Raw genomic sequence first — 23472 nt, forward strand, 5'->3', positions numbered from 1 at the left:
TACATCACATTTAGAACATTCTGTTCAGTACAGCGTTAATTTGCGTGCGATTTAAACACTTGTTCGGCTAAATTTCCGTCATCAGTGCAGTCGCTTCACAAAATCAAAACCCTAACTTGTCGTACCAGTTGTGCATTACCGCGCATACGAGTAGTTTTACCCCACCTCAAGCATTCGAAACCATCACCCTCCTTTCAAATGCGCATCCTTTGTGAGCAAAGTTGCGTTAATTAACATTTACCTCGCCTTTAATTAACAAATTTATGCTCAAACGCTCATTTTTAATGTTCGTTTGTTTTCGGGTTCGCAAATTTGTGCACAATACACGTGCTAGATAATAACAATAAACAAGGACTTGAAAATGACGACGAATAAACAACCCACCCTACTAGGACAATGCATCGCCGAGTTTATCGGCACCGGATTACTGATCTTTTTCGGTGTTGGCTGTGTCGCTGCCTTAGTGCTGGCTGGTGCTAGCTTTGGACAGTGGGAAATCAGTATTGTTTGGGGCTTTGGTGTATCCATTGCTATTTACTGTACTGCTGGTGTCTCTGGCGCGCACATTAACCCAGCCGTGACCATTGCCTTGGCGATGTTCCATGGTTTCGAGAAATCGAAAGTCGTGCCTTACATTATTGCTCAGCTACTTGGGGCATTCTGTTCTGCGGCATTGGTATACAGCCTTTATAACAACCTGTTTACTGACTACGAAATTGCACACAACTTCGTTCGCAGTAGCCAAGATGCACTATCTACTGCTGGTATCTTCTCGACTTACCCACACGCTTCCCTCTCTTTCTTTGGCGCTTTTGCTGTGGAATTCGTGATTACAGCTGTACTGATGTTCGCGATTTTGGCACTGGGTGATGAGAACAATGGTGCTTCTCGTGGTGCAATGAACCCACTACTTATCGGTATTCTGATTGCGGTTATTGGTGGCTCTCTTGGTCCACTAACTGGCTTCGCGATGAACCCAGCACGTGACTTCGGTCCTAAGCTATTTGCTTACTTTGCTGGTTGGGATTACGCACTAACGGGTGCTCGTGATATCCCTTACTTCATCGTACCAATTCTTGCTCCAATCGCTGGTGCATGTTTTGGTGGCTGGCTATACCCGAAAGCCATTGCAGCTTACCTGCCATCAACAGGCCAAGGTTGTACTATCCCGAATCAATGTGAAACAGAAGAAGAAGCTGAACAAGCTCGTGCTTAAACCCTAAGCCTTCCAACATTTACTAAAATATAAATAACGAAACAAAAAGGATTCTTACCATGACCGAGCAAAAATACATTGTGGCGCTAGACCAAGGTACAACAAGCTCTCGCGCTGTTATCCTCGACCATGATGCGAACATCGTTAGCTCTTCTCAACGAGAGTTTACTCAAATCTATCCAAAAGCGGGCTGGGTAGAGCACGACCCAATGGAGATTTGGGCAACGCAAAGCTCAACGCTGGTTGAAGCACTTGCTAAAGCGGGTATCCGCAGTGACGAACTGGCTGGTATCGGTATTACCAACCAACGTGAAACGACCATTGTTTGGAACAAAGAGACGGGCAAGCCGGTTTACAACGCGATTGTTTGGCAGTGTCGTCGTACTGCTGACATCTGTGAAGACCTAAAATCGCGTGGCCTAGAGGATTACGTACGCGACAATACGGGCCTAGTCCTTGACCCGTACTTCTCAGGTACAAAAGTAAAATGGATCCTAGACAACGTTGAAGGCGCTCGCGAAGACGCAGAAGCAGGCAAGCTACTGTTCGGTACTGTGGATACTTGGCTAGTTTGGAAGATGACTCAAGGCCGCGTTCACGTAACTGACTACACTAACGCCTCACGTACTATGCTATTCAACATCAACGACCTATGTTGGGACAGCAAGCTACTAGACGAGATGGGCATCCCTGCATCAATGATGCCAGAAGTGAAACGCTCTTCTGAGGTTTACGGCCAAACTAACTTGGGTGGTAAAGGCGGTACTCGTATCCCAATCGCAGGTATTGCGGGTGACCAACAAGCAGCACTTTACGGTCAAATGTGTGTGGAAGCGGGTCAAGCGAAGAACACCTACGGTACGGGTTGTTTCCTTCTGATGAACACAGGCCAAGAGAAAGTAACATCGAAAAACGGCCTACTAACGACACTAGCATGTGGCCCTAAAGGCGAACCAGCTTACGCACTGGAAGGTGCGGTATTCATGGGTGGCGCATCAATTCAATGGCTACGTGACGAAATGAAGCTTCTGGCTGATGCGAAAGACTCTGAGTACTTCGCAACAAAAGTAGATACATCAAACGGTGTTTACGTTGTTCCTGCCTTTACTGGTCTAGGCGCACCATACTGGGATGCTTACGCACGCGGTACTATTGTTGGTCTAACTCGTGGTGTTAACTCTAACCACATCATTCGTGCAACACTGGAAGGCATCGCTTACCAAACTCGCGACGTACTAGATGCAATGCAAGCGGACTCTGGCATCAAGCTAGCAAACCTACGTGTTGATGGCGGCGCGGTAGCAAACAACTTCCTAATGCAGTTCCAATCTGACGTTTTGGATACAGAAGTTCACCGCCCAGAAGTAACTGAAGTAACAGCACTAGGCGCAGCTTACCTTGCGGGTCTTGCAGTAGGCTTCTGGGACAGCATCGACGAGCTTCAAGGCAAAGCCGTTCTAGATCGCACGTTCTTGCCACACCACGATGAAGAGAAACGTAACCGCCGTTACAAAGGTTGGAAACGTGCAATCAAGTGTGCACAAGTATGGTCTGAGCTTCACGACGATGAAGAAAACGAAGATTAATGCGTTATAAATCGGGTGTGATTTAACCAAAATCACCAAACGAAACTCAAAAGAGCACGCCTGTCGTGCTCTTTTTGCGTTTTAGCCCCGATAACTCAGCATAGAAACTTCTCACATCGCGCCAATTCGCGCACAATAGAGCGAGTATATATTTTCGAAATTGGTGTTCTAGAGCAAGTTCTAGGCACATGGGAGCAGTAAGTGAAGCAGATACCAAGGCACCAGCAGATTGTCGATCTGGTGAAAACACAGGGATACGTCAGCACAGACGAACTCGTTGAGAAGTTTGATGTAAGCCCACAAACCATTCGACGCGACCTCAATGAGCTCGCAGACAGCAACAAAATCCGCCGCTACCACGGTGGTGCCACTATTCCTTTAAGCTCTGAAAATACCTCTTACAACACGCGTAAAACGCTAAACTTCAATGAAAAAGACGTCATTGCTGACGAGGTGGTGAAACACATTCCAGATGGCGCGACTCTGTTCATTGATATTGGTACTACACCGGAAGCCGTCGCCCGCGCCCTCAATAAAAACCACAAACAGCTGCGTGTTGTAACAAACAACATCAATGTCGCGACCATCCTGCTGGCTAACCCTGAGATCAAGGTAATCCTAGCTGGCGGTGAAGTTCGTAATAAAGATGGCGGTATCATGGGTGAAGCGACGCTCGATTTTGTTAAGCAGTTCCGTTTGGACTTTGGCATCCTAGGTATCAGTGGCATCGACTTCGACGGTTCACTGCTCGATTTTGATTACCATGAAGTACGAGTGAAGCAAGCGATCATCGAAAACAGCCGCAGCATCTTTATTGCGGTCGACCATTCGAAATTCGGTCGTAATGCCATGGTAAAACTGGGCAATATCAATCAAGCACACATGGTTTTCACCAACCAACAGCCACCGGAAGAGATTCACACCATTCTAAAGGAAGCAGAGATCCCACTCGAAGTGATTGAAACACAAACAAGAATTAAAGAGTAGCCGTTCACCTTTTCTCTGCGAACATTCAACGACCTCAAAATGTTCGCTTGCGCTAAAAAGGACGTCTATACTTAACAGAATTGTTAACAAAAACCTCTATTCGTATGAATTAGAGGTTTTTTTATGTCCAAATCACATTAAACGCGCATAAACGAAAATAAAACATGACCAAAAACGAAAGTTGATATAGGATTTAACCAGTTTCCAAAATGCTCGTTCGCTCACCAAGAGGTCAAAATCATGAGTGCTCAACAACAAAATACAAAAAATGGTTCATCCTCCACGTTAGATATGATCGTGATCGGTGGTGGTATTAATGGTGCTGGTATCGCTGCAGATGCTGCGGGACGTGGGCTGTCTGTCGGACTTTACGAAGCCAACGATTACGCATCAGCAACGTCATCTGCAAGCTCAAAGCTTATTCATGGTGGGTTGCGCTACCTAGAACACTACGAGTTTCGTTTAGTGTCAGAAGCCCTTGCCGAGCGTGAAGTCCTGCTACGGAAAGCGCCACACATTGCACAGCCAATGCGTTTTCGTTTACCGCATCGCCCATTCTTGCGCCCAGCGTGGATGATTCGCTGTGGCCTATTCCTTTACGATAACTTGGGTAAACGAACCACACTTCCAGCAAGTAAAACAGTTAACCTAGCGCAATCAGGCCTACTGAAACCTGAAATGAAAGTCGGTTTCGAATACTCAGACTGCTGGGTAGATGATGCTCGAATGGTATTGCTGAATGTACTTGCAGCGAAAGAAAATGGCGCCGAAACGCGTAACTACTGTCGCGTGGAAGCAGCACGCAGAGAAGGCGGTGTATGGGTCGTAACGATCCGCGACGTAATGACAGATCAAACATTCGAACGTAAAGCAAAATCCCTAGTAAATGCAGCGGGTCCTTGGGTTAAACAGTTCTTTGATAATGGTCTGGAACAAGCATCACCACGTAACATCCGTTTGATCAAGGGTTCACATATTGTTGTGCCACGTATTCACGATGAGCCTCAAGCGTATATTCTTCAAAACAAAGACAACCGTATCGTCTTCATGATCCCTTACCTAGACAAGTTCTCGATCATCGGTACAACAGATGTTGAGTACAAAGGCGACCCACGCGAAGTTGCAATCTCGGATGATGAAGTCGATTACCTAATCGATATTGTGAATCAACACTTTGTGAAACAGCTTTCCACAGATGACGTTGTGTGGACTTACAGCGGCGTACGACCTCTGTGTGATGATGAATCCGATTCACCTCAAGCAATCACGCGCGATTACACATTGGAACTGGATGCTGAACTTGACCAAGCGCCTTTGCTATCTGTTTTCGGCGGTAAACTCACGACCTACCGTAAGCTTGGTGAAGCGGCGCTGAAGAAGCTAGAGCCGTTCTTGCCAAACATGGGACCAGCTTGGACAGCGACCGATACGCTACCAGGTGGCAACTTTAGCTGTAGCCGTGAACAACTGGCCGAGATGATGAACTCTAAGTACCCTTGGGCTTCAAAAGGTCTGCTGCTTCGCTACATCACTCAGTTTGGAACCAAGACATGGGATCTACTTGATGGTGCAACTTGTGAAGAAGATCTTGGTAAGAAGTTCTCTGCAGAGGCTCACGGTGTCTACCAGCGTGAAATCGATTACCTGATCACACAAGAGATGTCTCAGACTTCAGAAGACATGCTGTGGCGCCGTACCAAACTGGGCCTCTACATGAGCCAAGACGAGCAACAGATGGTGACGGATTACCTAAAGACGACACTTGAGCAAAAAGTGGTGAGCTTTTCTCAAGTGAGCTAACAGCACCTAGCTAATTCGAGCAACCAAAAGCTTAGTCGTCCCTCCGACTAAGCTTTTTTATTTTCAACGAAATCTAAAGAGTGTTTTCACCAGCCCGTTAATTATCACCATTTCAAAACCTTGCTATGCTTTATCTCAACGAAACCAAACACATAAACGCTTGCTCACTCAGCGTTTCAATAAGGAATAGATACCATGCAAAAAGTTATTCTGATTACAGGCGCTACTGATGGCATTGGCTTTGAAACAGCAAAAACACTGGTTGAACAAGGTCATCACGTTTTGTTGCACGGTCGCAATCCACAAAAATTAAAAGACGTTGAACAAAAGCTCGCGAACATTTCAGACACAGCAAAGATTGAAAGCTATGTGGCGGATTTATCGATATTGGCGGACGTAGAAGCCTTGGCGAGCAAGGTATTGGCAGAGCAGTCTAAACTCGACGTGCTGATTAATAATGCGGGTGTCTTCAACACGTCAAACCCAATCACTTCAGATGATTTGGATGTGCGCTTTGTGGTCAATACTCTCGCACCATATCACCTAACTAAGCGATTACTACCACTGTTGGACAGCTCAAGCCGAGTGGTGAACCTATCTTCTGCAGCTCAAGCGCCGGTGAGTATTGATGCGCTAGAAGGTCGTAAACCACTGTCAGATGGAGAAGCCTATGCACAAAGTAAGCTCGCTATCACTATGTGGACTCGCGAAATGGCAAACGAGTTAGCAGGCGTTGGTCCTATGGTTGTGGCGGTGAATCCGGCATCACTACTTGGTAGTAAAATGGTAAAAGATGCCTACGGAATTGCGGGCGGTGACTTAAGCATTGGCTCGGATATCTTGGTACGCGCATCGCTATCCGATGAGTTTGCGAACGCTCATGGCAAATATTTCGATAACGATAATGAGGTATTTGCAAACCCACATCCAGATGCAACTCGTGGTAACAAGTCACAATTGGTTATTGAATCGATTGAACGCACTCTTGCTGAAAAGCTTGCTTAATCCAGTCATCAATTAATCACCTACAGATACTACAAAGCCCGCTATGATGCGGGCTTTTTACTGCTCTAAACTCAATTGTCCCAGTATGGTGGCGTTCCATAATGTTCCGAGAAGTAGTCAATAAAGGCTCTGACCTTTGGAGCCAGTAACCGCGAACTTGGGTACACCGCCCAGATAGAAGGCTCTGATGTTAATGGGTAATCATCGAGCACCCGAATCAGTTCACCACTTTTTAGCTTATCGTAAACACACCATGTTGAGGCAATGGCTAGACCAATTCCGCCAATAGCAGCATCTCTCAAAGCCTCACCATTATCAGTACGAAATGGACCATTCGCTTTTACGGTGACAGGCCCTGTCTCAGTCTGAAACGTCCAGTTCTCAAGCCCAATCAAACTATTACATTGATGATCGTTTAAGTCTTGTGGAGTGACTGGCTTACCATATTTGATTAGGTAATCAGGAGAGGCACAGATAATACGGTCATCCGGCGCAAGCTTTCGAGCAATCAAAGAAGAGTCTTTGAGTTCGGAGATTCGAATTGCGATATCGAAACCTCCCTCAACCATGTCCACCACTGTATCAGACAACCTCAAGTCAACCTTAAGCCCCGGATAAGCTTCCATAAAGCCCGACAGAGCCGGAACCAGATGTAGGCGACCAAATGACGCCGATGCCGTCACCCTGAGTGTACCTGTTGGAGAATCACTGCCTACTCCAATTGCCGAGCGAGCCGCATCGACGCTAGACAGCACCTCTTCTGCATGGGGCAGAAACGCTTGCCCCTCTTCGGTCAAAGAGACTTTACGGGTGGTACGATGCACCAAGCGCACACCCAAATTGTCTTCAAGCTTGCTAATGTGCGAGCTTGCAACCGCTGGTGACAGCCCTAGCTCTTGCCCCGCCATGCTGATGTTATGAGTGGAAGCTAAACGAACAAACAATTTCAGGTGTTCAATATTCATCTGATTACCAACAAAAACTTGAAAGTCATAATTTAATACTAATTATTATGCTTGGTTTTCGAAGTAATACAATCTCTATACCGTACAAGTTCTGCTACTTCAGACACAAAAAAAGCTCCCGAAGGAGCTTAGTCATTGTGTTTGCTTTATCACAGTCTTAGTTAGGCGGTTAGTCGCGCATAAAGCGAGTCTTTAAGCACTGAACGATCGTGCTTCATTTGGTGCATTTGACCATCTTCAATCGGCGAGCCGTTTAGCTCCAATTTACGAATCTCTTTATCTAAGTCGTTGTAGGTTTTCATGTCAGTTGCAAAGCTTTCATTCTCCTCTGCAAGCTGAGCAATTTTATCTTTCATTTCTGGGAATTCATGAACAAGTGAGTGGTTTTCACCTAGCATAGAGACCTCTTTCCTTTTGTAGAGCCTTCAGGCTGAAATTAGAGAATGTGTCATAAATACCTTAGCAACTGAGTGCTAAAAACGATGAGATCCAGCACACAGCGTCGAACAATATTTGGACACCAATAGTATTAAATTAGACGAGAGCGAACACGCTGCTCCCGCCTGTATCATTACCAAGAATAGGTTTGAATGATGTTTTGTGCAGCCATCGGGTTGCTATCGATCGCATGATTTACGCGGGCTAAGAATTGCTCGCGAGAATCCAACAAGTAGCCTTTTTGAGGAACAATATTGTTGCCATGATCGCCCCAGTAGAAGGTATCTATCTCTAGGTTTTCGAGTAGATATTTCTCTTCTTCAAGTATCTGCAATTGTGTCGGCATAATGAAGGTGCCGTCTTTAACCTCTTGCTCCATCACGGTTCCCGGTTGAATCGCAAGAGCCATAGGTGCGATATGTTCCGGTTTAGTGATATTCAAAATGCGCGTAGTCTCGATGATGTGTTCTTTAGAGCGTTCACGGCCACCTAAGCCAAAGATGAACGACAACAACACTTCAATACCCGCTTCTTTCGCCATCGCCATGCCTTCTATTGCCTGCTCTTGGCTCATGCGTTTTTTAATGCGGTCGAGCACCACAGGGTCACCTGATTCTAAGCCGCAATAAGCCATATCAAGGCCAGCACTCTTCAGCTCTTTAAGCTCAGCCACACTCTTACGACGAAAATCATTCAAGCCACTATATAAAGAGATTCTTTGGCTCTCAGGAAACGTCTGCTTGAGTTTAGTCAGCACCTTCAACAGGTAGTCAGTACGCGCTGCCATTACGTTGCCATCTGTTAAGAAGATAGACTCAACGTATGGGTATATCTGACGCGCTTCTTCAATATCTTTGAACACATCTTCGATATCACGCACCTTAAAGCGTTTGTCATCAAACATGCTACAGAACGTACAGGTATTAATGCTGCATCCCAGTGTGGTTTGAATCAGAATGCTGCGAGCCTCAATCCAAGGGCGGTATACTTTTCCCTCATATTGCATAGTGGTGTCTCCCGTTGCGCGCTCTGGTTATTGCCCAATTGGCGGAGCGCTGTTTTGTTGAGGGAGAGTTTAACGACATAGGAAAGCGTTGATAATAGGTGCAGATATAGAATCAGTTTATACATTTAAAATAAAATGCCCTCACAAAATCGAGAGGGCATTTATGTACTGCAACTAGAAAGGCTAGTGAAAAAGTTAGTGATCGCAGCCACCACCGTGTTCCCAATGATAGCTGTCGTCAGATGATGACGAACCTGTCGATTGACAGCCCACGGCAAAGAGTAAGGTTAGAGAAAGCAAAAACCATTTCATAATTTGACCTCCGTTTTCATTCCATAGATTTCGATGAAACATGTAAATCATAGACTCCATCTATAACCGACCCAACTAATCAAAGAAAACTTTCAGCCTTACCACAGAAGTTTAAATGGACTAACCTTTAGACTCATATAAGTCCGTTGGAACTTCGGTTTCACAACGCTCAAGATCATAATCTTGCGTTGTTCCGCTGTTACCTTGGAATCTCATACGCACGATCATACCTCGGTCTACGAACCAGCGAAGATCTTCGCAAGAAAAGCGGTAGCTCAACTCCATAATATGCGCTGTCGCCCATCTAGAATTGCCCGGCAGTGACTCAACGTAATAAATCACGCCATTTTCCGTAATCGTAATTCCTTTTACATCACTTAGGTGCTCGATTGCGGTATCAATCGTTTTCTGGTCAGCTGTTGGTTGCAACTCTTCAATTGGAACTGTCAAACAACCAGAGAGTGCCGTTACAGCCAGAGAAGCCAATAACATAGATTTAAGTTTCATTTTTATTCTCATTCAATTACATAGCCAAAATAACACTAGCCCGCAATTCTATTCATGAGGCAAATAAATGTGTACAGCCATAGCTACAAATTTATAAAAGATGTGATATAGAGTGCTTATTCAACTTAATTTTGAAGCTCATTAAACAAAAAGCTACAGGCGTCCAACTCGTAAAAGTGACATTAGCAACCTTATGAAATGTATAGTTTTTTACTTATCCTTCATCTTTCAGGGAATGATTGGCACGATCAGATAGATAGTTGTCGTGATCGGATGTCACCTAAATCAACGGGGAGCCTAATATATAGACACACCACGAGATAACGACATAGGGTAGCATCATGACACAGACAGTACTTATTACAGGCGCATCAAACGGCATCGGTCTAGAGCTTGCGAAAATACACGCAGAAAAAGGGCAAAACCTAGTGATTGTAGCGCGCTCAAAAGACAAGCTAGACGCACTGAAAAATGAACTAGAAGCAGCACACGCTATTCAGGTTGACGTGATTGCTACTGACCTTTCTTTACCGGAATCAGCGCAACAAGTGTTTGAACTTACTGAAGCGAAAGGACTTCAAATCGATACTCTCATTAACAATGCTGGGTTTGGCGGTCATGGAACATTTGCACAGCGTGCTCTCACTGATGAGCAAGCGATGATGCAAGTCAATATGGTGACATTAACCAACCTAACCCACCTTTACCTACAGGGCATGATTGAGCGCAACTACGGCCAAATTCTCAATGTATCTTCAACGGCTTCATTTATGCCGGGGCCATTACAAGCGGTTTACTACGCAACTAAGGCTTATGTCACGTCATTTAGCCAAGCAATTGCCGAAGAGGTCAAAGAGCACAACATCAGTGTCACAGCACTTTGCCCGGGAGCAGTGGATACTGGTTTTGTAAAAGCAGGCAACCTTGACGGCGTCGAGATCTGGAAAAACGCTAAGTCAGCCCGCTCAGTTGCAGAGTGTGGTTATCAAGCGATGCAAAAACGTGAGCTCGTTGCTTTCAATGAGGCACCGCTTAAATTTATGATTAATTGGATTATCCCTCTTTTGCCACGTAAGACCGCGCTTAAGCTTTCTCGTCAAGCGATGGAAAAGAACTAAACCAATTTTAAAGTGAGGCAAAAGAGATGAAGCGAGCCAGTAAGTTCATTATTCCACCGAATTGGAAAGTACTTTTTAATGACCTTGGCCTAGACGTAGACGAGATACTGGCTCATGCAGGCCTCCCACAAGGGCTATTCGACCAGCAGAAGGTACAGCTCACACCAGCGCAGTACTTCCAGATCTGGCATGGTATTGAAGCTGCCTCAAAGAGCATTGAAATACCATTGCTATTGGCCGATGTTCTGAGTTTTGAGTCGTGCGATGTACCGATTTATGCTGCGATGTGCAGTGATAATCTGAACGCAGCATTAGTCCGTCTGCGCGACTACAAGCCGCTGATTGGGCCGCTCATCCTCGATATCGAAACTGATGACTTTGCCACGCAACTTACTTTCGGGTGCTACGGTCATGAAGGGAAACTACCGAAAAACCTCAATCTCACCGAAATGGTTTTCATGACCCAGTTGGCTCGAATGGCCACTCGAAAGCACATTCAGCCTATAGTTGTCATACTGCCCGAATTACCCAACCAACTTGATGCGTACGAGGCGTATTTTGGTTGTGAAGTGAAGCGAGGGGAACAGGCTCAGATTCGCTTTAGAGCTATAGATGCACAAGCGCCTTTTTTGACGAACAATCAGGCGATGCTCAATATGTTTGATAATGAATTAAAACAGAGACTTGAAGCTCAACTGGCAGAGAGTACCACGCTCGACCGCGTCTCAACCGTCTTGATTGGCTCGTTACCTCAAGGGGAAAGCAGCATCGAATATGTGGCTAATCAACTTGCGATGAGCAAACGCACGCTACAAAGAAAGCTTTCTGACGAGAACTACAGCTATCAATGGGTGTTGAAAAAAGTGCGCCAAGAGCTTGCCGACTACTACTTACAACAGACTCAGCTTCCGATTATTGAGGTTTCATTCCTGCTTGGTTTTCAAGAGATGAATTCATTTATTCGCGCTTACAGCAGTTGGACAGGAACAACCCCAAGCCAAGTTCGAGGCTAACGCACGTTCCTTTATGAATTGCTCATAAAAAATGGGATAGCCATCTATCCCATCTTAAGAACACCATCAGTAGACTTGGCACCAATCTGACTTCATGTCGATCAAGACCCATTCATCACGCTGATTCGCCTCATCAAGTGCTTTATCTAATTTACCAACATGAGACTCGCGATCGTACTGCCACTCTCGCTCAGCATCGGTGTGATGAACAATCATAGCCATTGAATTTGGTTGGCTGGTTGCCCATTGCATCATCGCTTGGTCACCGTCTGAATTACCCACAGCTAAGATTGGCTTTTTACCAATAATATGCTGAATATTCGATACTTTTCCGGCTTTATCATCAATCGTTAGGATAGACGAATCCTTGGTCACGGTTGGCTTGCCATCGTTGTAGCTGTAATTGTATTTCAGTGCACTACCGATGATCTGCTCTGTGGGAATATTGTAAGCCTCTGGCGCCCACACTCGCATGAAGTCAACTCCGCCACCAGACACAATGTAGGTTTTAAAATTGTTATCTTGCAGATAAGTGAGCATCTCTTTCATTGGCTGATAGGTAAGTTCGGTGTAGGCCTTATTGAAACGCTCGTCTTTGGCTGCTGCTAACCACTCATCAACGTCTTGCTGATACTGTTCCACCGTCATTCCAGAGTGGGTCGCTAAAATAAGCTTGAGTAGCCCTTCTTCTCCGCTCGATAACACGCTTTTAATGTCATCTGCGAGCACAGATTTAAACGGCTCTTCCGTTTTCCACTCTGGATGCGCAGGCGCCATCTCTTTAACTCGATCCAGCGCGAACGCTAGTTGAAAGTAATACGGTTTTTCAGACCAAAGCGTACCATCGTTATCGAACACTGCGATACGATCTTCCACTTCCACATAGGTATCAGCCTGTTTATCATTCGTTTGCTCGACAAATTTAACAATGGCGGATTTACTCGGGCTATCCTTCCACGAGGGCAGCAGTGATGAATCACAATCTTTGGCAAAAGATGAAAAAGAGAGGCTGGATAAAATAGCGACTGACAGACAAGTAAGTTTCTTCATAGCAACGACCATGTTATTGATAAATTGTAGGGTTAACTTCCATTTATCCTAGTTCGTCTACTCTAGTTTTCCACTTATGAAGGCTATAACTAACGCTCATATGCCGCAACTAATGTGTCTATTCCAGCTAGCCGACTCCCCTCAAGAGCCGCAACTATCTTGTACTGAACGCCTATTTTCCCGGTTGACCCAATAAGCAATGCCCATGATAAGTGCCGAAAAAAGAGCGCAAAGATAGATAGGGTAAATAGGGTTAATCACCACACTAAATGCTAAGGCAGCAGCTAACCCGTAGCCTAGAGTATGAAACATGGAGATGTAACCCGCGACAGAACCCGGAGCTCGACTCAATTGACTGGTTGCTGAAGCTGTATAGGCAGGCACTAGCAACGCAGCACCGATGGCGGTCACAGTCATCGCCAATGAAAACATCACCAGATGAGGCACAACAAACAACAACATCCCACCCAACAACATCACAGCCCCCAAACGATACATGGTCGTTGGTGTCACTTTCTCTCTTTTTACCACCCAGACTTGCGTTAAAAGCGTAACACCAGCACTAATGGTCAATAAAACACCGATTGCATCACTTAACTTTTCAGAAGGCCAATCGGTGAAGGAGTGGATCAAAGGGGACAGACTGTATTGCAATAGGGCTACAGACGCACATAGAAACAGGCCACTAAATAGGTACGGAAATAATATCTTATTTGGTAACCAAGGCTCTTTCTTATTATTTGATGTTGTTACTTCCGCCTTTGGAATAGGTATAAATATAGCAATAATTAAGGCTAAAAATGGCAGAGCGACCATCAAAAATAACGGTGCAAATGGACTTAGTTTTAACGAAAAAATAGAGACAACGGGGCCTAACAATCGACCGCTGCTTAATCCAATACTCACTGCTGTAATTGCTCGTAATCTCTGTTGCTCTCCACACAATAATATTGCCCAATGTTGGCTTGCTGGCACCATGCCAGATACGGTGCAACCGTAAATAACCCGAGCAGCAATTAATCCTATAAAACATAACGTTACATTAATATCGTTTGTTTTGCTCACCATAGAAAACAGAGCCAACAGAAGAAAACTCACTGTCATGCCTGACAGGGCCTGTATCACAACTCGATTTGGGCCGTGTTTATCACTGTAGCGCCCCCAAAATGGCGCTGATGGCAAAAAAAGTAGACTACCAACCGCAATGAGCACAGACCAGGTTGGCAGATCGAAAGCCGACTGTTCAACCAGAAATGGCAGAGAAACAAGCAACCCATTTTGACCTATTCCCATTAGTGAAGAAATAAGCCCTATCGACATTAGCTGAAACTTTTTATTATTTATAACTGACATAATTAAGAGGCGTAAATAAGAGAAAATAAACTGGAAGTGAAAATCGCCATAGCTGAATATATCATTATTGATTATGTGAATAATTATCATTTTAAATTCGTTGTGCTAACATTAACGGCTCTTTACCTATAACTCAACTTCCTATTTCATTATGTATCAGCTTACCAATGCATCATTTGAAATCGACGGTAAGGCAATTCTTTCTCCTACGAGCCTGAATTTTGAACCTAAAAAAGTCACGACATTACTCGGCCACAATGGGTGCGGAAAGTCGACTTTAATTAAGTTATTAAGCCGTCAAAATAGCCCAACAAAAGGGCAAGTTTTATTCAATGAAAAGCCCTTATCTTCGTTTAGCCACCTTGAGTTTGCACACCAAGTTGCTTACCTACCGCAGCACCCGCCGATCACCGATGGTGTCACCGTGCGTGAGTTGGTCTGCTTTGGTCGTTACCCGTGGAAAGGAGCTTTTGGTCGCTACAGTAAAGACGATTACGCGATTGTCGATGAAGCGATTGAGAAGGTCGGCTTAACCCCGTTTTCTGAGCGCTTTGTTGCAACGCTATCTGGCGGTGAGAGACAGCGCGCATGGGTCGCAATGCTGCTTGCTCAACAGAGTCAATGCATCTTGCTTGATGAGCCAACCTCCGCGCTCGACGTCGCCCACCAGCATGAACTACTCGCACTCATTCGTGAACTAAACCAGTCGCTTGGATTGACCGTCATTATGGTTTTGCACGACGTCAACATGGCGGCCAAGTTTAGTGACCATTTGATCGCGCTGCACTCTGGAAAAGTCATTGCATCAGGCACCCCTCAAGAAATGATGACCCCAGAGACACTCACCAAGATCTATGGAATGGAGCTTGCGCTCTTCAATCATCCAGTCACTGGTCAACCCATCAGTTACATCCCCTAACCGAAAGGATTCTGTTGTGAAAAATATCATTACCCTCCTCGTGTCCGCCCTAACGTTCAATGCATACGCGTTGGAACTGACGCATGAAATGGGGACCGCCAACTTTGAAACCACACCAACAAAAATCATCGCTCTAGACTGGGCATTATCGGAAACGGTAATGAGTCTGGGCGTTGAGCTTGAAGGTATTGCTGATGCACCAGGCTATCAACAATGGGTGGTAGAGCCGCAGCTGAACGAGCACGCGGTAGATGTAGGCTCTCGACGAGAACCCAATTTAGAACTGCTCACCAAGTTACAACCTGATGTTATTTTAATGAGTAAACACATGGCAGCCGCGTATGAGCAACTCAACAAAATTGCACCCGTACTGGTTTACAGTATTTACAGCGAAGAGAAACAACCGCTTGAGTCGGCGAAATCGGTGACACGCTCGCTTGGCCAGTTGTTTGATCGTGAAGCACAAGCCCAAGAGATCATCACACAGACTGAGCAGAGACTGCTTGCTAACGGCGAGCGAGTCCACGCAGCCAATAACGATGAAAAACCGCTTCTGTTCACTCGATTCATCAATGACAAAACACTGCGTATTCACAGTGAGGGGTCACTGGCTCAAGACACTATCCATGCGATGGGCCTGCAAAACGACTGGAATGAAAAAACAAACCTTTGGGGCTTTAGCACCGCAGGAATCGAAAAAATCGCAGAACATCAAACAGCCAATGTGATGATCTTTGGTCCTCTGACCGATGACGAACGCAATCAACTGACTCGCTCTCCACTTTGGCAGGCAATGGCTTTCACTCGTACTGACTCAGTTTACGAATTACCTGCAATCTGGACATTTGGTGGGCTGATTGCCGCCCAGCGCTTTAGCGATCACATCACCGAGCAATTAACTCATCAGACCTTGACCCACAAACCATGATCACAGCCAACGCTTCAACGCCAAAGGTTGGCGTATTTAGATTCAAAACAGCAGGGCTACTCGTCGCTGCTGTTTTGGTTCTCGGTTCATTGCTTCAGATCACCGCCCCATACTCCCAAGGCCTGGGTCTAATTTGGGATACGCTGTTTGAGTATGATGCATCAAACTACCAGCACATAATCACTCACTTAACGTATCTGCCTCGTTTAACTGTCGCGTTAATTTGCGGATTTGCTCTAGCCGTCGCAGGTTGTGTGATGCAGTTTGTTTTGCGCAACCCTATTGCGTCACCGACCACATTGGGTGTCGCCGCCGGTGCTGAATTGGGCATGGTGTTAGGAATTCTATTGCTGCCTGCAAGCCTTGCTTTACCAAGCTTTTTGCCTGCGTTTATCGGAGGGTGTTTAGCGACAGGGTTAGTTTTCTTATTAAGTTCAACGCGCGGCTATTCGCCTCTGCACATGGTGTTATCGGGCATGATCGTAAGCCTGTTCTTGGGTTCACTCAACACCATGTTACTGATGCTTAACGAACAGAAACTCACCAGCTTGTTTGTTTGGGGGGCTGGCGTACTCAATCAAAACGATTGGACAAGCACCCAGATTCTTCTGCCGTTAGTCTGTATTCCGACCTTGCTACTACTGCTGCTGCAGCGTCCATTGGCCTCACTTCAATTTGGCGATAACGTCGCCACATCGCTGGGCGTTAACATCAAGCAAATCAAATTGCTGTGTTTATCATTGTCGATTTTCATCACCGCGGCTGTGGTCAGCGAAGTGGGTATAATTGGATTTATCGGTATCGTTGCCCCTGCGATTGCTCGCATGCTCGGTATTCGCGCGCTAGCAAAACAGATCATCGCCAGTGGGGTGATAGGCGGCGCTATCTTGCTAACGGTTGACCTGTTGATTCAGCCATTTTCGGGGGTCGGCGGTGAACTTCTGCCAACCGGAGCGATGACAGCTCTGCTTGGTGCTCCGTTCCTACTCTGGTTATTGCAACGTACTAAGCTCAACTCGGAATTGAAAAATCGCAGTGAGCACGTTGAGCATTTCAAACATGCCGCCACTGGCAAGGTGTTGTCTGCCATGTTGTTGGTGCTCATCCTAGTATGTGCAGTTTCAATCACGCTCGGGCGAAACCAACTGGGTTGGAGCCTAGAGTTAAGCCCATCTCTACTTGAACTTCGCTTACCAAGAGTGCTTGTTGCACTGTTAGCAGGTATTGGATTGGCGTTTGCTGGCACCATCATCCAACGAATATCTAACAACCCAATGGCAAGTCCCGAAGTCCTCGGTATCAGCTCGGGCGCGGCTTTAGCACTGGTGCTTGGTACCTTGATCGGTGGCGCGATTGGGCGTGAACAGCAGATGCTATTGGGAACATTGGGCGCAGCAACGGTCACGGGTATTGTTTGGTTGATGGGTCGTAAACACAACTTTGCACCAACCCAAACTCTACTTACAGGTATTGCACTCAGTGCGGGATTAGACGCTCTGCTGAGAATTGCGATGAGCTCTGGCAACGAAAACGCAACCGCACTTCTAACTTGGCTATCCGGTTCCACCTACCTCGTTGCCGAGCATGACGTTGTACTTCTCGCGATCGGTGTACTGGTTGTCGGTTCACTCGCCATTTCATTGAATCGATGGATAGAGTTGATCAATTTGGGTGATGTCACCACAACCAGTTTAGGCATGAACACAACATTGGTTCGCCTTGTTTTGCTTCTACTGGTCGCCGCTCTTACCACGCTATGTACGATTGTCATTGGCCCACTGAGTTTCATCGGGCTTTTGGCTCCGCATATGGCTCGATCACTGCACCAATATCGCGCTGTACCTCAAATGCTCACCGCGGCACTACTGGGTGCAATCATCATGGTTTGCGCTGATTGGATAGGCCGAACCCTTTGGTTCCCTTGGCAATTCCCGGCAGGACTGCTCGCCTCTTTGATTGGTGGAGGCTACTTCTTGTACTTGATGAGACGCTAACTCAACCGACAAGAACAGCTCAAACACAAGGCCCAGTGAACACTCAATCACTGGGCTTTTTTGATCTCCCCTTCGTATTTTGGCAACCAAAACACAATTTATGGTATTCATGCTAGTTTCTGTTTACCATAGGGTCTCAACTTACCTTGGGTAAAGCCGTTTACCTCGAGTAAAACGGTTTATCTCGGGTGCAACAAACCCAGAACAATTTTGGACGATATGGACACATCAGCAATCACAAGACTTCAACGCGATTTACTCTTCAAGGTAGTAACACGCCTCAAAGAGGAAAATGCCGTCGCCGGAAATAGCCTGAATGAATCCTCGCTTGCGCAGCAATTTGAGGTTTCAAGAACGCCGATGCGAGCAGTACTCAAGCACTTGTCCGATCAAGGTATCGCGAAGTCGGTTCCATACAAGGGATTTGTACTGCAGGTGAATGCCTGCGATATCGAAACCGATGATCAAAATAACCAAGAGCAAGCGCGCGAAGAGCAACTGTACTTGCGACTACTGATGGATATTTTCTTTGGCGAGATCAGCGATTCGTTTTCGGAAAATGAACTCCAACAACGCTATAACGCCAATCGAGGAGAAGTACAATCGGTGCTCAGGTTATTGGAAAGCGACGCGATTTTCCGACGCAGTCCTGGTTACAAGTGGCAACTGGATGGAGTACTCAACTCCCTTGAAAGACACACCGAAAGTTACCGATGCCGTCTGATTTTTGAACCTGCTGGTCTACTTGAACCCACGTGGAGGCTAAAACGCGACGCATTGGAAAAATGTCGTGAGCGCCATATCCATGCTATCGACAACCCAGACTCAATCACTGCAAGTCAGCTTTTCACCTTGAGCGCAGACTTCCATGAGATCCTTGCGGCAAGCTCTGGTAACCGCTTCCTACTCGGCATGATGCAGCAACAAAATCGACTGCGTAAAGCGACTGATTTGGTCTCTATGCACATCCAATCATCCGTTAGCCGTTCATGCCAACGTCGTTTAGATATCATGGAACTGGTTTTAGATGGGAATAACCAAGCGGCTTCAGAGAGACTCGCTCAGTTGCTTGAAAATGATGTTCGCGTGATGAAACGCACCTACCAAGACGTGATGAATGTATCTCAAGAGCAGCGAGAGCAAATCATCAATAGTATTTCTCTAAAAAACAACTGATTAATAGGGCGGCTACTCATCAAGCCGCCCTCCTTCACCGTATTATATCTACTAAATATAATCCTTTAAAATCAGCAATTTAAATCAAAACCAAGTTCAAAAAACCTCACTATCACCTGACCGACTATTGTTGCATTTGAAAATAAATCGCATTTACATATTGTTTTTTCGCAACAAAAACACAATAATAATGATTCTTATTTAGAATCAAATGCAAAAACAGGCACATGCTTGGTCTGGATCAACTCGTTTGATTCTCAATAAAAACAATAAAAATAAAGTCATCACGCCAAAGAAATGTGTGCAGCCTTTCATTGATAATTGCAGAGAATAAAATGAAAACCGAAAAAGGAAGTTTCAAACTTTCCACAGTCGCTCTAGCAGTAGCGGCGGTAAGTTCCGTATTCACAGCCCAAGCTCAAGATCACACCACCGACGAAAAAATGGTTGTTGTATCGAGTCGCACTCCAAAAGCCATTAGCGATATTCCAGGTACTGTTTGGTACATCGAACCTCAGCAGATTGAACAAGAATACCGAGGCGGCAAATCTCTAGGAGAAATCCTAGCAAGCGCTATCCCATCACTGGATGTAAGCAGCGGTGCCCGCACTAACTACGGTCAAAACTTGCGCGGCAGAAAAATGCTGGTGATGATTGATGGCGTATCGCTGCAATCTTCACGTCAAATCAGTCGTCATCTAGACTCTATCGACCCATTCAACATTGAACGAATTGAAGTCCTATCAGGCGCGACGTCAATCTACGGTGCTGGTGCTTCAGGTGGTGTGATTAATATCATCACCAAAAAAGCCGATGGCGAAGAGCTTGAGTTTGAGTCTTTTGTTGGCGGTACATCAGGTTTCAATTCAGGTGAAGATTTCGACTACAAAGTTGGACAATCGATCTCGGGCGGCAATGAAACCGTTCAAGCACGCTCGTCAGTGATCTACACAGAAACTCAAGGTTTCTTTGACGCGAATGGCGATATCGTTACGCCAGATATTTCTCAAGGTTCTCTGCAATTCAATAAAACCGTCGACTTCCTAACGACCGTTGGCGTTAATATCTCAGAGACGAAGAAGCTCAACTTCCTAGCGCAGTATTACGACAGCCAGCAAGACTCTCCATATGGTTTGTACATTGTTGGGCGTGACTTCGTTGATGTTCGCAAAGGTTTTGATTCTGATAGAGAACACGGCACCGAGCGTATCATGTTGAGTGCGTCATACATTGATGAGCAGTTCCTCGGCCACCAGCTGATTGCTGAAGCGTCATATCGTAAAGAAGACCAGACTTATACGCCTTACTTCCAATCTTCTGGTCAGCAAATCACTGATGTTCTCTCTCTAAAAGCGGCATTGGCGAAGGACTTCGGTCGCTTCAACATCGTTTATGGTGTGGATGCTTACCAAGACACTCTCGAGAGTAACCAAGCGCTTTACGATCCGACGATTGCCAATAACTCGGGCAACCTAATCAACAAAACATATGCTGAAGTCGGACGCTATCCGGACGTTGAAGTCGCGTCTATTGCGAGCTTTGTTCAAGCTGGTTTTGACATCACGAATGATTGGTCTGTAGAGGGTGGCTTCCGTTACCAATACATGAAAAACACCATTGACGACTTCGTTGGCTACCAACAGCAAAAGCAAATCGCAGCAGGTAACGGAACCAGCGCAGATGCAGTTCCTGGCGGTGAAACGGATTACGGTGTTGGTCTATTCAACTTAGGTACGGTTTATCATCTAAACAGTGATTCACAAGTTTGGGCCAACTTCTCACAAGGTTTCGATTTAGCCGATCCGGCAAAATACTACGGCCAAGGCAACTACACCCTAGTGGGCGATCACTGGCAACTTGATGACAGCATCAATGTGAACGACTCTAAGATGTCTGGCATCAAGACCAACAGCTTTGAACTTGGTTACCGCTTAGACACTGGCGACCTAAGCCTTCAATCAGCAGCTTACTACTCTCAGTCTGACAAGAATGTTAAGTACAACAAAAACACACTGTTGATCGAAGAGATCGACGACAAGAAACGTGTTTATGGCTTAGAAGCACTGGCTTCTTACTGGGTACATGAAAACGTTCAGCTGGGTGCATCGGGACACTACGTTGTCTCAGAGGTGAAAGGCGATGATGGCTGGGAAGACCAATCAGCAGGTGAAGCGAGCACATCAAAAGCCAGTGCATGGGCGGGTTGGTACGATGCTGACCTATCTCTGAAAGTTCAGAGCCAAACCATGTTTGACTACGAAGATGACAGCGATAACAAGCTCAATGGTTACACTGTCTTCGACCTTGTGGGTACTTACCAACTTCCAGTAGGTAGCCTAGGTTTTGGTATCCAAAACTTACTCAACAAAGACTACACCACTATTTGGGGTCAACGTGCACAGATTCTTTACGCGACACATTATGAATCAGCCGCTTATGACTACCGTGGCCGCGGCCGTACTTATACCTTGAACTACCAAGTGAAGTTCTAATCACGAACCCTGCTGTCGTTAAATAAATGAGCAGAGAACGAAGAAAGGCAGCGTACATAGCGCTGCCTTTTTATTATCACCAATCTACTTCCAAACGTGAGCGAAACGGCTTCACTCACAGATTGACCATTAGTGTGTGTTGCTCTTGCTTACCTTAGTAAATGCGGTCGATTTCCACTTGTCTGTTCTGACTTCTTCACCCGGCGTGTACATGCGAAGCACGGCATACCAAGGGTGATTAGGGATAGGCAGGAAGTTCGGATTGTCTTCATTCCCTTCCACATCACTACTCATAGTAATGGTGTAGCTCCCATCCTTGTTCGGTGTTAATGTGCGGTCACCTCGAGAGTGACGGTTCAGAGCGTTCTTCTCCATCAAACGAGTCTTGCCGCTGTAAGCCGTATATGACCAAAAGCCGCCCTCTTCAAGCGGTGGCGCATCGAAAGTCACGGTGTAATCATATTTACTGCCGTCTAACGCTACGCCTTCAGTATCAAAAAAGTCGCCACTGTACATGGTGTGTTTCGCAGGCAATCCCCATTGTCCCATCAGGGTGCCGTAGGCATGTTGATAGCTTGCAACTTTTGTCATCTCTTCACGAGTACCAAGCACATCACGCGAATCATCGAAACCTGCATTCTTGATTCGTTCTGCACCTTTTTTCTCGCCTAGCTCAATCAATTTCAACTGCTCATCACTCAGGATGTAGTCTTCATTACCCAAACCGAGTAAGTCGAACTGTTGCAGCAGTCTTTGATCGTGATGCTTCATGGTGCCTTCTGACAAAATGAAGTTGGTACGCTCTACCCAGTTCGAGTTTTGTGGATCGGGATACTCACGCTCAACTGGTTTAGGCCCTTTCTGGCCTAGATATTCCGACAGCGTTCGAATGTTCCATTGATCCATCAGCTTTTGAGCCGTTGCTGAGTCGTCACCACCGAGATCCATAATGCGTCCCATCATTTTCACCAATGGGTGTTCAACATAAATGACTTGATCGACACTCGCAGGAACCTCCCCTTGCCAGCCTTCCACCGCATACATAAAGCTGCCACCTTTTGTACCGCGCTGCGGAGAACCAAATGCGGAGTCAGTGAAGTGCTGCATGTTCATAGTGTGAAAAAGCCAGTATCGGTCTTCATCGTGATCTGGAATGGTGATGATCACAGGCTCAGCGCCCAGGTCCATCCAGCCCATCAAATGCAGGGTATCGTTATTGATCGTTGGATGGGCAGTGTAGGTGTCATCCGCTAAAACTCGAATGTTCTGAAAGCGGTTCAGTGGGTACTCTTCTTTAATGACGGTCTGATAAAAGTATTTGTACGCCTCATCAATCGAGTACGCGTATTCATAGGCCAGTTGCGCAAGCTGCTCTTTATCTTGTTCTAGCCAAGCTAGGCTCGCCATCTCAACCGGTAAAGTGTCACGCGTTATTTCAAAGGTGCTCTCAGCAGGTAACTCTGTTTGATTCGCTAGCGCATAAGCTGGCACTGAAACGAGAAAAGCACAGGCTAACGCTTTAATAATTCTGTTTTTATTCATCATTGTTGATCCTAGTTAGAAGCGAATCCGGAAGGTCATCCATGTATTGTTGTCCGTGTCGCCGC

Annotated in this window: 19 protein-coding genes; 12 read left to right on the forward strand and 7 right to left on the reverse strand. The window is 46.0% G+C overall.

All coding sequences use genetic code 11. The features are described from left to right. Nucleotides 1-361 precede the first annotated feature (361 nt). The 5 genes from KI655_RS05765 (at nt 362) to KI655_RS05785 (ending at nt 6594) form a co-directional block, all read left to right on the forward strand. Complete coding sequence (locus tag KI655_RS05765; protein WP_285402590.1) at nt 362-1216, forward strand: MIP/aquaporin family protein; 855 nt, start codon at nt 362-364, stop codon at nt 1214-1216. A 59-nt stretch (nt 1217-1275) separates the two neighbouring features. Then, the gene (gene glpK, locus KI655_RS05770) at nt 1276-2802 is read left to right on the forward strand and encodes a glycerol kinase GlpK (protein ID WP_285402592.1); all 1527 of its coding nucleotides are present in this window, start codon (nt 1276-1278) and stop codon (nt 2800-2802) included. A gap of 201 nt (nt 2803-3003) precedes the next feature. Next, nucleotides 3004-3789, forward strand: coding sequence for a DeoR/GlpR family transcriptional regulator (locus tag KI655_RS05775; RefSeq protein ID WP_285402594.1), 786 nt, complete (start codon nt 3004-3006; stop codon nt 3787-3789). A gap of 240 nt (nt 3790-4029) precedes the next feature. Continuing rightward, the gene (glpD, locus tag KI655_RS05780) at nt 4030-5589 is read left to right on the forward strand and encodes a glycerol-3-phosphate dehydrogenase (RefSeq protein WP_285402596.1); all 1560 of its coding nucleotides are present in this window, start codon (nt 4030-4032) and stop codon (nt 5587-5589) included. Nucleotides 5590-5784: 195 nt separating this feature from the next. After that, entirely contained in the window at nt 5785-6594 is an 810-nt protein-coding gene (locus KI655_RS05785; RefSeq protein ID WP_285402598.1) for an SDR family NAD(P)-dependent oxidoreductase, read from the forward strand. 71 nt (nt 6595-6665) lie between these two features. On the opposite strand, the gene KI655_RS05790 is transcribed toward KI655_RS05785, so the two are convergent. From KI655_RS05790 to KI655_RS05805, 4 genes are all read right to left on the reverse strand, one after another. Further along, nucleotides 6666-7559 carry a LysR family transcriptional regulator gene (locus KI655_RS05790; RefSeq protein ID WP_285402600.1) on the reverse strand — a complete coding sequence of 298 codons (894 nt, stop codon included), beginning with the start codon at nt 7557-7559 and terminating at the stop codon, nt 6666-6668. Between the two features lie 161 nt (nt 7560-7720). Then, nucleotides 7721-7957 (reverse strand): YdcH family protein, encoded by a 237-nt coding sequence (locus KI655_RS05795; protein ID WP_285402602.1) that lies wholly within the window; start codon nt 7955-7957, stop codon nt 7721-7723. A 173-nt stretch (nt 7958-8130) separates the two neighbouring features. Next, nucleotides 8131-9003, reverse strand: a complete 873-nt coding sequence (locus KI655_RS05800; RefSeq protein WP_285402604.1) for a radical SAM protein — start codon at nt 9001-9003, stop codon at nt 8131-8133. Between the two features lie 432 nt (nt 9004-9435). Further along, the gene (locus tag KI655_RS05805; protein WP_285402606.1) at nt 9436-9822 is read right to left on the reverse strand and encodes a hypothetical protein; all 387 of its coding nucleotides are present in this window, start codon (nt 9820-9822) and stop codon (nt 9436-9438) included. Nucleotides 9823-10163: 341 nt separating this feature from the next. Between KI655_RS05805 and KI655_RS05810 the strand changes: the two genes are divergently transcribed. Continuing rightward, nucleotides 10164-10940: an SDR family oxidoreductase gene (locus KI655_RS05810; RefSeq protein WP_285402608.1), complete on the forward strand. Its 777-nt coding sequence runs from the start codon at nt 10164-10166 to the stop codon at nt 10938-10940. A gap of 26 nt (nt 10941-10966) precedes the next feature. Next, nucleotides 10967-11953 carry an AraC family transcriptional regulator gene (locus KI655_RS05815; RefSeq protein WP_285402611.1) on the forward strand — a complete coding sequence of 329 codons (987 nt, stop codon included), beginning with the start codon at nt 10967-10969 and terminating at the stop codon, nt 11951-11953. 66 nt (nt 11954-12019) lie between these two features. Here the strand turns inward: KI655_RS05815 and KI655_RS05820 are convergent, their stop codons facing one another. Both KI655_RS05820 and KI655_RS05825 read right to left on the reverse strand, forming a co-directional pair. Next, nucleotides 12020-13003, reverse strand: a complete 984-nt coding sequence (locus tag KI655_RS05820) for an HAD family phosphatase (RefSeq protein WP_285402613.1) — start codon at nt 13001-13003, stop codon at nt 12020-12022. Nucleotides 13004-13144: 141 nt separating this feature from the next. Beyond that, nucleotides 13145-14356, reverse strand: coding sequence for an MFS transporter (locus KI655_RS05825; protein ID WP_285402827.1), 1212 nt, complete (start codon nt 14354-14356; stop codon nt 13145-13147). A gap of 151 nt (nt 14357-14507) precedes the next feature. Between KI655_RS05825 and KI655_RS05830 the strand changes: the two genes are divergently transcribed. The 5 genes from KI655_RS05830 to KI655_RS05850 all read left to right on the forward strand — a co-directional run bounded on the left by KI655_RS05830 (nt 14508) and on the right by KI655_RS05850 (nt 21865). Further along, nucleotides 14508-15275 (forward strand): ABC transporter ATP-binding protein, encoded by a 768-nt coding sequence (locus KI655_RS05830; RefSeq protein WP_285402615.1) that lies wholly within the window; start codon nt 14508-14510, stop codon nt 15273-15275. Nucleotides 15276-15291: 16 nt separating this feature from the next. Beyond that, entirely contained in the window at nt 15292-16203 is a 912-nt protein-coding gene (locus KI655_RS05835; protein WP_285402617.1) for an ABC transporter substrate-binding protein, read from the forward strand. After that, nucleotides 16200-18197: a Fe(3+)-hydroxamate ABC transporter permease FhuB gene (gene fhuB, locus KI655_RS05840; RefSeq protein WP_285402619.1), complete on the forward strand. Its 1998-nt coding sequence runs from the start codon at nt 16200-16202 to the stop codon at nt 18195-18197. Before KI655_RS05835 ends, fhuB begins: the two co-directional genes overlap by 4 nt. A 219-nt stretch (nt 18198-18416) precedes the next feature. Next, nucleotides 18417-19373 (forward strand): GntR family transcriptional regulator, encoded by a 957-nt coding sequence (locus tag KI655_RS05845; RefSeq protein WP_285402620.1) that lies wholly within the window; start codon nt 18417-18419, stop codon nt 19371-19373. A gap of 335 nt (nt 19374-19708) precedes the next feature. Further along, the gene (locus tag KI655_RS05850) at nt 19709-21865 is read left to right on the forward strand and encodes a TonB-dependent receptor (protein WP_285402622.1); all 2157 of its coding nucleotides are present in this window, start codon (nt 19709-19711) and stop codon (nt 21863-21865) included. Nucleotides 21866-21994: 129 nt separating this feature from the next. Here KI655_RS05850 and KI655_RS05855 read toward each other — a convergent pair whose 3' ends face one another. Next, nucleotides 21995-23410, reverse strand: coding sequence for a DUF1254 domain-containing protein (locus KI655_RS05855; protein ID WP_285402624.1), 1416 nt, complete (start codon nt 23408-23410; stop codon nt 21995-21997). Nucleotides 23411-23472 lie beyond the last annotated feature (62 nt).

It is taken from the genome of Vibrio sp. D404a (genome assembly GCF_030248535.1).
Taxonomy (GTDB): Bacteria; Pseudomonadota; Gammaproteobacteria; order Enterobacterales; family Vibrionaceae; genus Vibrio.